10 protein-coding genes are annotated in these 11,351 nt (G+C 49.6%); 4 read left to right on the forward strand and 6 right to left on the reverse strand.

All coding sequences use genetic code 11. The features are described 5' to 3' along the window. Positions 1-8 precede the first annotated feature (8 nt). Positions 9-716 carry a VC0807 family protein gene (locus tag DQW12_RS13185; RefSeq protein ID WP_113908342.1) on the reverse strand — a complete coding sequence of 236 codons (708 nt, stop codon included), beginning with the start codon at positions 714-716 and terminating at the stop codon, positions 9-11. A gap of 137 nt (positions 717-853) precedes the next feature. Between DQW12_RS13185 and DQW12_RS13190 the strand changes: the two genes are divergently transcribed. After that, the gene (locus tag DQW12_RS13190) at positions 854-1,864 is read left to right on the forward strand and encodes a M28 family peptidase (RefSeq protein WP_113908343.1); all 1,011 of its coding nucleotides are present in this window, start codon (positions 854-856) and stop codon (positions 1,862-1,864) included. A gap of 20 nt (positions 1,865-1,884) precedes the next feature. Further along, positions 1,885-3,207: a serine hydrolase domain-containing protein gene (locus tag DQW12_RS13195; protein WP_113908344.1), complete on the forward strand. Its 1,323-nt coding sequence runs from the start codon at positions 1,885-1,887 to the stop codon at positions 3,205-3,207. On the opposite strand, the gene DQW12_RS13200 is transcribed toward DQW12_RS13195, so the two are convergent. From DQW12_RS13200 to arfB, 3 genes are all read right to left on the reverse strand, one after another. Continuing rightward, positions 3,159-5,660: a bifunctional diguanylate cyclase/phosphodiesterase gene (locus DQW12_RS13200; RefSeq protein WP_113908345.1), complete on the reverse strand. Its 2,502-nt coding sequence runs from the start codon at positions 5,658-5,660 to the stop codon at positions 3,159-3,161. The two genes, DQW12_RS13195 and DQW12_RS13200, sit on opposite strands and share 49 nt — an antisense overlap. 42 nt (positions 5,661-5,702) lie before the next feature. Next, the gene (locus DQW12_RS13205) at positions 5,703-7,892 is read right to left on the reverse strand and encodes an OsmC domain/YcaO domain-containing protein (RefSeq protein WP_113908346.1); all 2,190 of its coding nucleotides are present in this window, start codon (positions 7,890-7,892) and stop codon (positions 5,703-5,705) included. 107 nt (positions 7,893-7,999) lie between these two features. Further along, the gene (arfB, locus tag DQW12_RS13210) at positions 8,000-8,425 is read right to left on the reverse strand and encodes an alternative ribosome rescue aminoacyl-tRNA hydrolase ArfB (RefSeq protein ID WP_113908347.1); all 426 of its coding nucleotides are present in this window, start codon (positions 8,423-8,425) and stop codon (positions 8,000-8,002) included. Positions 8,426-8,612: 187 nt separating this feature from the next. Here arfB and DQW12_RS13215 point away from each other — a divergent pair, with 187 nt between their 5' ends. Both DQW12_RS13215 and DQW12_RS13220 read left to right on the forward strand, forming a co-directional pair. Beyond that, entirely contained in the window at positions 8,613-9,458 is an 846-nt protein-coding gene (locus DQW12_RS13215; RefSeq protein ID WP_198683965.1) for a substrate-binding periplasmic protein, read from the forward strand. Positions 9,459-9,576: 118 nt separating this feature from the next. Beyond that, complete coding sequence (locus tag DQW12_RS13220) at positions 9,577-10,419, forward strand: MipA/OmpV family protein (RefSeq protein ID WP_113908349.1); 843 nt, start codon at positions 9,577-9,579, stop codon at positions 10,417-10,419. A gap of 222 nt (positions 10,420-10,641) precedes the next feature. Here DQW12_RS13220 and DQW12_RS13225 read toward each other — a convergent pair whose 3' ends face one another. Continuing rightward, a complete protein-coding gene (locus DQW12_RS13225) occupies positions 10,642-10,926 on the reverse strand; it encodes a type II toxin-antitoxin system RelE family toxin (RefSeq protein ID WP_113908350.1) in 285 nt (94 codons plus the stop codon). Beyond that, positions 10,916-11,167, reverse strand: a complete 252-nt coding sequence (locus DQW12_RS13230) for a type II toxin-antitoxin system Phd/YefM family antitoxin (protein WP_113908351.1) — start codon at positions 11,165-11,167, stop codon at positions 10,916-10,918. Before DQW12_RS13230 ends, DQW12_RS13225 begins: the two co-directional genes overlap by 11 nt. Positions 11,168-11,351: the final 184 nt, after the last annotated feature.

Below are 11,351 nucleotides of genomic sequence, written 5' to 3' on the forward strand. Positions count from 1 at the left end.
CCCTATGCTTATTTTTCATGTAAGAAGTGTTCTATCGACTCGCCGGTTAACCGGCTGATCTGCCAAAATAAATAAAATACCGACCCCATGAGTATAAGCATCACTGGCAAAACAATCACGGGAAAACTTAGCGCGGTCATACGGCCAAGCTCTTGGTTGAATGCCTCGCTGCCGGCTGGGCTCACTACAATCATGCGCGCCAAAATATAATTGAGGGTGGCCGAAAGGAAAAAACCACCACTTACCCCAATGCCCGCACGTTTTATAACCTGGGCAAAAGCCGCTGTTTGCTTGCGCTCCGCGAGCCGCTTTTGCAGCTTCTCCACGTTCACTAAATCCGGATTCAACAGCAGTTTTTCGACCACCGGAAACTTGGTGAACTGGCTTAACCACACACCCACGCCAATTAAAGCCGGAATAGCCGCTTCTTTTATCGCAATATATTGCGGATCAAGCTGCAATAAACCAATACCGCCAGTAAGCAATACACTCACAAGGCCCAGCACCGAGAAAAAGTTTACCGTTTTGCGCCGGTTTAAATCCCACAAACCAAAACTAATCGGGAACAGTAGCGCCACAATAAGCCCAAGCACAGCGCCGAGCTGCGCTTCGCCCGAGAACTTCATTAAAATAACGGAAGGCACCACAATATTGAACATTAACTCAATAAAGAAACTGGGCTTTTTGGCTGTAGTTGAGGAGCTGGACGAATGCATAAAATCCTACTGCTAGGGTTAAAACTTACGTATTAAATTGCGAAGAGTATAACAACACCAGCGCCTCGGATTCGAAGCATTTTTCATTGGCCGGTAAACAAGGTATTATTCAGCCAGTTTTTTCTTGAGGTTTTATTATGCTGTCACGTCGTAGTTGGTTGATTATTGCGCTGCTTGCGCTCGTTGTGTTTATTGCGTGGCCCGGTCGCCTTCTGTACATCAATTATTTAACCCAAGCAGAAGCTGCCCGTATTGCCGCAATCACCCCTGCTGATGTAGCCAGCACCATTCCTGAGCGGTTAAATATAGAACGCTTAATGGCCGACGTAACTTGGCTTGCCGACGCCGAGCGCGAAGGCCGCTTACAAGGCAGTAACGGTGGTATTGCTGCACGCAATTATATTGCTCAACGGTTTCACGAGTTAGGCCTTGAGCCGGCAGGAACTGAGGGCTATTTCCACCCCTTCACAACCTCGGTAACCGATAACGCCGCCAATGTTGTTGGCATTGTGCCTGGTACACGACCTAACCTTCGCACCCTTGTACTTACCGCGCACTACGACCACTTAGGTGTTCGCGACGGCGACATTTATCACGGTGCCGACGACAACGCCTCTGGTGTTGCGGCAATTTTAGAAATTGCTCGTTTCTTACAGCAGTACCCGAATCAACACCCCATTATGATTATTGCCCTCGACAGCGAGGAGCGCGGTATTCAAGGTTCACGGGCCCTGTTCAGCACCGGCTTTCTTGCACCCGAAACCATAGCCTTTAATTTAAACCTCGATATGCTTAGCAGAGACACGGAACAGCTGCTTTACGCTGTGGGCACATACCATCGGCCTTGGTTAACGCCATTAGTTCGCCGCGTGCAACTTGAAAGTGGCGCCAAACTGCTGATGGCCCACGACCGTCCGCGCCGCAAAGCTGGTAACACCCCAGACTGGACAACCGCGTCTGACCACGTTGCCTTTCATGAACAAAATATTCCGTTTCTCTATTTAGGTGTGGCCGACCACAACGACTACCACCGGCCTACTGATACTGCAGATCGGGTTGATATTGAATTTTTTCGCGCAACGTCAGAAACTGCACTAAGCTTCGTGCTGTTAATAGACCAAGTGTTAGCTGAGAAAGCCCGCGACTAACGCAATAAAAAGAATAAAAAATGAAGGCGCTCACAAAAAAACGAATTACTGCCCTACTGGCCTTACCGGCGCTGCTTTTTGCTGCGCCGCATGTGCTGGCACAAAGCGAAGAATACGCGACGCCGGTGGAGTTATTTCCCGACTTTTCTGACTTTTTCGAACAAGCACTCGCACGAGACAATGTGCCCGGCGGGGTGTTTGCGGTTGTGCACCGCGACCGCATTCTACAAATACAGCCCTTCGGTGTTCGCGCAGCGGGAAGCAGCGCTTTGGTCGACGAAAACACCGTATTTCGCTTGGCCTCTGTGTCGAAAACCTTTGCCTCGGGCTTGGCCGCAAAACTCCAGCACGAACAGTATTTTCAGTGGCAAGATCCGGTCACCCAATATGTGCCGGAGTTTCGTTTCCAAAATGAATCTCTCGCCAACCAAGTTACAGTCGAGCATCTGCTCGCGCACTCCGTTGGCGTTGTACCGAACGCCTACGACAACCTGATTGAAGCAAACTACAACCGCACACGCATTTTGCCCCACTTTGCGCGATTAAACCCGTTGTGTGAGCCGGGCGAATGCTATGGTTACCAGAACGTGTTATTTAGCTTTATTGAGCCCGTACTCGAACAAAGCACGGGAGTTGACTACGCCACGCTTTTAAGCACTGAACTGTTTAATCCGCTCGGCATGAACAATGCTTCGGTGGGCCTCGAACAGTATTTGGCAGCGCCCAATAAAGCAGCGCCACATGTGCGCGGCCAAAGTCGTTGGTTTAGCCGCACGGTTACGCCGCATTATTACAATTTCCCGAGTGCGGCAGGTGTGAATGCAAGCGCCGCGGACCTTGCCCAGTGGCTTATTGCTCAGCTTGGTTACCGCCCAGACGTAATGCCAACAGAGGTGTTAAATGACCTGCGCGAGCCGCGCGTACGGACCGTTCGCGATCTCCGCCGCCGTGGTTGGCGCAACTTTATTCAAGACGCTCATTACGCTTTAGGTTGGCGGTTGTATCAATTCGGCGAGCACGAAATTATGTATCACGGCGGTTGGGTGCAAGGGTTCAGAGCCGATATCGCCTATTCTCCAGAGCATGAAGTGGGGTTGGTTATTCTGCTCAATGCCGAAAGTAACGTTATTAACGACATTAGCAGTCAATTTTGGGCCGACGTGCTACCGCGGCTAGAGCAAGAGCGCTGGGTACCTTACTACCACGCTTCAACTACACGCAGCGCAGAAACAGACCCCGAACAACAGCGCGCGAACAGCGTGAGGCCCGACACGCCCTTACCGCTACTGCCCATTCAACCCTTAGGTAATTCGTCTGCCGGAGCGGGTCTACTAAACAGATAACCTTGGAAGCGCAAGCATCCGCTTTGCGCCAGCCGCTGTTGCTGTTCCTTGGTTTCTACGCCTTCGGCAATAACCTCCATACCCAAATTCTTGGTAATGCCAATAATGGCTTCTACTATGGTCCAGTCGCGCTCCCTTTCCTTGGTTGAGGCTCTGCGAATAAAGGCTTGGTCTATTTTCACTTCATTAAAGGGTAGCGACGACAAATAGCTTAAGCTTGAATAGCCAGTACCAAAGTCGTCCATGCTAAAACGCACACCCGAATTCTTTAACACCCGCATTTTCTTCACTACCGCGTCCATGTCTTCCAATACCAAGCTTTCTGTAAGTTCAAGCTTTACTAAATGGTGCGGTAAATTGTGTTTAGCTATTTCGTCGAGCACCAACTCAACAAAATTATGTTGATAAAACTGCCGAGCACTTACGTTAATGCTCAAGCTCCAATGTTTGGAATGCTTATGGGCTTGCCATTTCGCCAATTGCTTGCACGCTTCTTTCAATACCCATTCACCTAACGGCACAATTAGGCCGCTGTCTTCGGCAACGGGAATAAATTCAGCCGGCGACACCATACCGCGCTGTGGATGCAGCCAACGAATCAACGCCTCTGCCCCTAGGTATTCGCCATTTTCGTCACATTGCATTTGGTAAAAAAGTACGAATTGTTCGCTACTAAGCGCCTCGCGAAGATCAGCCTCCAAAGAAAAACGCGCACTAATTTCTTGCTCAATGTCGGGGTGGTACAAATAAAACTGACCACCACCTTCTTGTTTTGCCTTATTTACCGCAAGATCAGCACGGCGCAAAAGTTCCTCAGCGCCTATCGCGTCCGACTCCGCCGACGTAATACCAATACTAGCCGAACCTTGGTGCCTTAAGCGCGGCAAATCAAAAGGCTTGCTCAGCTCTTTAAGCACGCGATCAGCGAGCCGCTCTGCCGTAGCTATTGCGCACTGCTGAGTGTCGCACTCGGCAACAATCACAAATTCGTCGGCGGTAAGGCGAGCTAATAACACATTGGTAATGAGCAGCCGTTGCATGCGTTGTGTACTCGCTTTCAGTAAGGCGTCGCCCTGTTGCTGGCCGTGTACGTCGTTAATACGCTTAAACCCGTCGAGGTTCACTACCAGTACCACCAAAGCACGTTTAGTGATCACCAGCGTCGACAGCCGCTCATTGAGCTCGCGTATGACATAACGCCGATTTGGCAGCTCCGTTAAACTGTCGTAATAGGCGAGCCGATGAATTGTTTCTTCGCTACGGCGTTTTTCCGTGATGTCGCTAATAAAACCACTCCAGCTCACCCCACCATTAGGCTCGCGCTGCGGCATAGAGGTTGCCGACAACCACTTTACGCCCTCATTGGGTGTTTCAACCGGAAACTCGTGATTCCAGGCCTGCATTGTGTGCGCGCTATAACTTAGCGACTCCACAATTTTCGCCCGTTCCCGTTCAGGTACCAAGCTGAGTATGCGGCCAGCATTTGCCATGGCCTCTTTAGGTTCAACACCAAATAACGGGCGCGCCGCCTCACTTAAATAACTAAAGCTAAGGTAGCCTTTGTCGTCACGCTGTAATTGATACACCATGCCCGGCACTCGCTCAGCCACCTTGGTTAAGCGCTCTGTGAGTGCTTGCACCTGCTCACCACGTTGGTCGGCGGTCATTTGCAACCGTTGCTGACGGTTCATCATCACCACCACTACGGTGCTCATAAACACAATAAACATAGCCACAATGAGCGTACTTAACACCAGCTGGTTTGCGTCTGCGCCTGTAAGCACTTGTTTCGCGCTTTGTGCACTCGGTAAAAATACCGTAGCGTGCATGGCCGTGTAATGCATGCTTGCCACCGCAAGCCCCATGACCACCGCACTGAGCATCAGCCGCGTGGTTGCACTTTTAATAACGGTTTCCAGCATAGGTCGAATCGACAACGCCAACGACGCCAGCACCACCGCCACTACAATAGACACCAAAAACATACTGGGCAGGTACAGCATTTGCGCTTCGGTTTGTATCGCTGCCATGCCGGTATAGTGCATTACACCAATGCCTGCCCCCATAAAAAGGCCACCAAGCAATACAGAGCGCACCGAGCGCGCGTTTTTATACAAAATAGAAAGGGTAACCCATGCGGCTAAAAAAGCGGGTATTACCGACAACGCGGTAATGCTAGGCGAATACACCACCGGCACGTCCATACGAAAACTGACCATACCAATAAAATGCATGGCCCAAACCCCAAGCCCCATGGCCACCGAGCCGCTAAAATGCCACGCTTGACGCTGCCAAGGCTTGCTTACAATGCGCATGAGATCGGTATGAAAAAGGCTCGCGAACGCGGCCAAAATAGCCATAACCAACGACAACACCACCAACCAAGGAACATGGTAGCCCGCATAGGCTGTCGCTAAGTCGTGGCTTGAATTTACAAAAGCAAGAAAGTCCATAAGCCCGCCAAAATTTCAAACATAATTGAACATAGCACGGGCTTACTTTTTACGGTAGGCGTTAGCCCGCGCAGCGTGGAGCTTCTTGTAACTATCCACTAATTTTAAGTGCCGATCGAGCCCCTCAAGTTTCATACTGGTTGGCGTTAAGCCATAAAAGCGCACAGTGCCTTGTATAGAACCGATTACCGCGTCCATTCGCTCGTTACCGTACATGCGGCGGAAATTATGTTCGAACTGCTCAAGTTCAAGCTCTTCGTCGAGCACTACATTTAAGGCCGCCTCCATGGCGCGGTAGAACAGCACTCGCTCAACAGTGTTGTCGTTATACTGAAGGAACTCCTCAACCCGCTCCAAGCTTTCCTCAAGCTGCCCTAAAGCTAAATAAATCAGCAGCTTGAGTTCGAGTATAGTTAACTGGCCCCACACGGTGTTCTCGTCGAACTCAATACCAATAAAAGTAATAATGTCGGTATAATTGTCGAGCTGACTTTCTTCCAGCCGCTCCACTAATGCGGTAAGTTGTTCGTTGCTCAACCGGTGCAGGTTCAAAATGTCGCGACGATATTGCAACGCCACATTGGTGTTGTCCCAAATTAAATCCTCTATCGGGTACACTTCGGAATATCCGGGTACCAAAATTCGACACGCGGGGGCGCCGAGGTCGTTGAATTCAGCAACATAAGCCTCGAGTTCCAGTGCCGCCAAAATACCGAATAGGGTTTCAACTTCTTCGTCGTTGCTGCCGCTAAAATCCCAGTCGCTGAATTCGTAATCGGCTTGGTTACTGAAAAAACGCCACGACACAACGCCACTCGAGTCGATAAAATGCTCTACAAAGTTATTCGGCTCTTGCACCGCCATAGAATTAAAGGTCGGCAAGGGCACGTCGTTCAGGTTCTCAAAACTACGCCCCTGCAACAGTTCGGTTAAACTGCGCTCAATTGCAACCTCTAAACAGGGGTGCGCCCCAAAAGAAGCAAAAACGCCGCCTGTACGCGGGTTCATTAAGGTAACGCACGCAACTGGGAATTGGCCCCCTAACGACGCGTCTTTCACCAATACGGGGAAGCCTTGTGCTTCTAACCCTTCAATACCGGCAACAATATGTGGGAAACGCGCCAACACCTCGGCTGGAACGTCGGGTAAAACTAACTCGTTTTCTATAATTTCACGCTTTACAGCACGCTCAAAAATTTCCGACAAGCACTGCACTTGCGCTTCAGCCATAGTATTGCCGGCGCTCATGCCATTGCTCAAAAACAGGTTTTCAATGAGGTTCGACGGAAAATACACGGTTTCGCCGTCGGATTTACGTACAAAAGGCAGCGACACAATACCCCGCGCCTTATTGTCTGAATTGGTGTCATATAAATGAGAGCCGCGAAGCTCGCCCTCAGCGTCGTAAATACTTAAACAATAGTCGTCAAGAATCTCTTTCGGTAAAGCGTCATTAGGGCCCGGTTGAAACCACTTCTCGTTTGGGTAATGCACAAAGTCGCTGTGGGCAATGTCTTCACCAAAATATTGATCGTTGTAAAAAAAATTGCAGTTTAAGCGCTCAATAAACTCGCCCAACGCTGAGCACAACGCGCTCTCTTTGGTGGCTCCTTTGCCGTTGGTAAAGCACATGGGCGACGCCGCGTCGCGAATATGCAACGACCACACATTGGGCACAATGTTACGCCACGACGCAACTTCAATTTTCATGCCCAAGTTGGCGAGTATAGCCGTCATATTGGCAATGGTTTGCTCTAAGGGTAAGTCTTTCCCCACAATGTAAGTACTTGCTTCCTCTGCCGGTGCGGCAATTAAGAGCGCTTGAGCATCGTCGTCGAGGCTGTCTACCGCTTCAATCTGAAACTCAGGCCCAGTTTGTACCACCTTTTTTACCGTACAGCGGTCAATCGAGCGTAAAATACCTTCACGATCGCGATCAGAAATGTCTTCGGGCAACTCCACCTGAATTTTGAAAATTTGATTGTAGCGGTTTTCAGGATCAACAATGTTGTTCTGCGACAAACGAATATTGTCGGTCGGAATGTTCCGCGACAAACAATACACCCGCACAAAATAAGCTGCACAAAGGGCTGAACTCGCAAGAAAATAGTCAAAAGGCCCTGGCGCAGAGCCGTCGCCTTTATACCGAATGGGCTGGTCGGCAACTACAGTAAAGTCGTCGAATTTGGCCTCAACACGTAAATTGTCGAGAAAGTTAACTTTAATTTCCATGCGGGCACCATATTTGACGGGAACTTGAGAGCGCTAATTGGCAGCGATGTGAAGCGGCTATTATCGCGCGTTTTCCACAGCGCAGCAATGCCACACTTACACGAGGATTAAGACTCTGCGGTTGGCTTTTGCCGCTTCGCTTTAATAGTGGCCCGCTTTTTCTTCCCTTCAACGCGCCGCACCTTACTTGCTTTCGTCGGCCGCGTGGCAATGCGTGGTTTTTGCACCCTATTCACACTACTCACCAACGCAATAAAGTCAGCCAAGGCTTGTTCCCTATTCGCCAGCTGGCTGCGACTTTCTTGGCATTTAATAATAATCTTACCGCTTTGAGTGATACGGTGATCGCGACGCTGCAATAGCCGCGACTTATAAAACTCCGGCAAAGAAGAAGCGTTAATGTCGAAAATAAGCTGCGCCGCCGTGGCTACTTTATTCACATTCTGGCCACCCGCACCACTCGAGCGAATAAACTGCCATTCAATCTCGCTGTCAGAAATACTTACACGCGCTGAAATTTGTATCTCCGCCATTGGCTTTCCTGCTCCCTTCTGCACAACCGTGTAAACGTGGCGACTATGCTAGCGTAAAAGCCTCCCGAATTCACTGTCTCCAACCGCAGCAGAAAAACCCACGAGCGAACAAAAGTTGTTCAACTACAGAGCGGTTTTTGAAAACTAAACTAAGCTTACAGTAACCCCCTAAAAACAGAGGTGTGTTATGAAATATCTATCACGAGTCTGTATTTTAATGTTTACCACCCTACTCTTCGCTTGCTCACCACCAAGTCAACCTAACGCTGATACAGCAACGGCCAGTTCGGCTGACAGCGCCTCAACAAACACGGCAGAATCCGGGCGTTCCGCACAGCCTTGTTCACTCACCATGGGCTTCGACGCCTGGGAACCCTACCAATACATTGGGGTTGGCAACGTAGTAACCGGCCTCGACGTAGAAATCGTGCGTGCCGTCGCCCATGAAATGAACTGTCTTATTCAAACCCAACAAGCAACCTGGGTCGAGTTGTTGCAGGGTGTTCGAAGTGGCAACATCGACCTCGTGCTCGGCGCGTCATTCACCGAAGATCGCGACGCTTTCGCTCATTTTTCCGATCCCTACCGCGAAGAACAGTTTGTACTCTACGTGCGCCAAGGCGAGGGCCGAAAACGCTACGACAGCATTGAGGAATTCGTTAGCGCCGGCAACACGCTTGGCATTGTGAACGAATACTATTATGGCGACGACATTCGCGCACTCACGACCAATAGCGAATTCGCCGATCAATTCATGGGTGCAGTAATCAGCGAACTCAATATGGCTCGGCTTATCGACGAAGACATCGACGGCTTCCTCGAGGACCATTTTGTTGGCGCGTCTATTTTGCGGCGCAAAGGCCTCGACGCTTACATTGAGCCACACGGCCTAAACTTAGGGAGCTCTCCGGTTTATGTCATGTTCAGCAAGGCTTCCGTAAGTTGGGAAACCGTAAGCGCTTTTAATCAAGCCTTGGCTCGTGTCAAAACGTCTGGGCGCTATCAAGAAATAGTCGACAAGTATGATTTATAAATAATCGCGCTGCGGTGCTGTGCGATAAAAAAGAGGTAGCCGTGATCCTGCAAACTGCACCATGAGTATTATGATTGTTATGAACACAATCTTTACTATTACTTAAAGGAAGCAGTATATGAAAAAGTTTGCAGGTTTAATGATTACAGCGTCTTTGCTTGCGACTTCAGGGCTTGCGATGACATCGCAAACCGCCTTCGCACAAGAACAAGGCACCGCGCTCGTGCCCTTACCTTCGGTCGGAGACTTTACCCAAGGGGAAGACGGCTGGGCCTTTGCACTCGGCATGGGCATCGAATACGAGTCGGCCTACGAAGGCTCCGACGAGTTTGGTTGGGAAGTTGAGCCCGCCGGTGGCGTACAATGGCGCAAAGGTAATAACATTTTTTATTGGGCCGGTGAAGCCATTGGTTGGCGTGGCCTACGCAGCGACATTTGGCTTCTCGAAGCCACCATTGGTTTTGAAGAAGGTCGAGTAGAAGACGACTCAGACAAAGGCTACTTGAACGGTCTTGGCGACATCGACGAAAGTTATGAGTTCGTATTACAAGCACGCCGTGCATTCGGTGCCGACTGGCGCTACTGGTTAGACGGCCGCATTGTAAATAGCGACGAAGGCAACGTTGGAATTTTCGGAATTGGAACCCGCTTTGGCACCCAACTCGACGGCACCGGTGGTGAACTGTCTGCCGTAGTGGTGTACCACGACAGCGATGTTGCGAACCGCGACTTCGGCGTCAATGCTGCCCAAGCAGCAGCCTCAGGGCTGAACGAAACCTACCTCGACGGCGGTATCCGGTCGGTAGCATTACACTACAATTATCGCAAATACCTGAACAACAACTGGCAGCTCTACGTTGAAGCACTTTATGAACGCTTCAGTAGCGACATTGAAAAAAGCCCAATTGCACGCAACAACTATGAAGCAGAGTTAGGTGTTGGATTCGTTTATATTTTTTAAGCGCCCAAATTAAAAACGCCCTCTGTTGAGGGCGTTTTTAATATTCCAAAATTACTGCAATCTGAGCACTACCAGCGCTAGGGTTCCTGCCTGAACGTTTCCGAGTTCTTCTTAATGTAGTCAATTAACGCGTTCATCATAGGGTACCAGTTATATTGGTCCGTAACCCCAGCCCAAACCTGCGCCTGTTGCAACCGTTTGCTATGCCTGATTACCCACATATCACTTTCTCCGTTTCAGCGAAGTGTATACCTTGCTTTTGTCCCGCTTACCGACAGCAAGTACATAAACAAGAAGCTGATTGTCCACTACTTCATATACCAGCCGATAACCAGCCGATCGGAGTTTAATCTTATAGACCGAATCATATCCGGTAAGCTGGTCTGCAGGAATTCGCGGATTCTCCAACCGCTCTGCCAGCTTCTTTTTGAACTGGTTTTTGATTGGCGCTCCAACCTTTTCCCACTCCTTAAGAGCAGCAGGAAGAAATTTAAGCCTATAAGTCATCCAGAGCTACCGTTATTGCTTTGTCTATGTCGCTCCGACGCTCTTCCACCAGTTTCGCAAGTTCGTAGTCTTCAATCATGTCCATCAAAGCTTCGTACGTATCTGCCGGAATCAGGTAAGCGGCTGGCTTATTGTGATTTAGAACAGCAATAGGTGAGCCACTCGCCTGAGAAAGCAAGGCCGACGGGTTTTTCTTTAGTTCTGATATACTTACAGAAAAGTCTGCTAATATTTGGCGCATAAAGACCTCTTAAAAGAGCTATATTAGGCTCTAATATTAGGTCATTTTTTAAATGATTGCTACTACCCGAGGCATAACGCCGCGTTGAGTGGTGAACAACGCGACCACCAAACCTAAACCATTGTGCCGTAAACACTAAACCTGTTACAAACCCAAAATGCCAAGCGTTGTGAATCCGTCTTAA

Origin of the sequence: Aliidiomarina celeris (genome assembly GCF_003316875.1) — a bacterium.
Taxonomy (GTDB): Bacteria; Pseudomonadota; Gammaproteobacteria; order Enterobacterales; family Alteromonadaceae; genus Aliidiomarina; species Aliidiomarina celeris.

Excerpts from the sequence above, each read along its gene's own strand:
- DQW12_RS13185 (WP_113908342.1), bottom strand. The coding sequence starts at position 716 with ATGCATTCGTCCAGCTCCTCAACTACAGCCAAAAAGCCCAGTTTCTTT.
- DQW12_RS13190 (WP_113908343.1), top strand. The coding sequence starts at position 854 with ATGCTGTCACGTCGTAGTTGGTTGATTATTGCGCTGCTTGCGCTCGTT.
- DQW12_RS13195 (WP_113908344.1), top strand. The coding sequence starts at position 1,885 with ATGAAGGCGCTCACAAAAAAACGAATTACTGCCCTACTGGCCTTACCG.
- DQW12_RS13200 (WP_113908345.1), bottom strand. The coding sequence starts at position 5,660 with ATGGACTTTCTTGCTTTTGTAAATTCAAGCCACGACTTAGCGACAGCC.
- DQW12_RS13205 (WP_113908346.1), bottom strand. The coding sequence starts at position 7,892 with ATGGAAATTAAAGTTAACTTTCTCGACAATTTACGTGTTGAGGCCAAA.
- arfB (WP_113908347.1), bottom strand. The coding sequence starts at position 8,425 with ATGGCGGAGATACAAATTTCAGCGCGTGTAAGTATTTCTGACAGCGAG.
- DQW12_RS13215 (WP_198683965.1), top strand. The coding sequence starts at position 8,613 with ATGAAATATCTATCACGAGTCTGTATTTTAATGTTTACCACCCTACTC.
- DQW12_RS13220 (WP_113908349.1), top strand. The coding sequence starts at position 9,577 with ATGAAAAAGTTTGCAGGTTTAATGATTACAGCGTCTTTGCTTGCGACT.
- DQW12_RS13225 (WP_113908350.1), bottom strand. The coding sequence starts at position 10,926 with ATGACTTATAGGCTTAAATTTCTTCCTGCTGCTCTTAAGGAGTGGGAA.
- DQW12_RS13230 (WP_113908351.1), bottom strand. The coding sequence starts at position 11,167 with ATGCGCCAAATATTAGCAGACTTTTCTGTAAGTATATCAGAACTAAAG.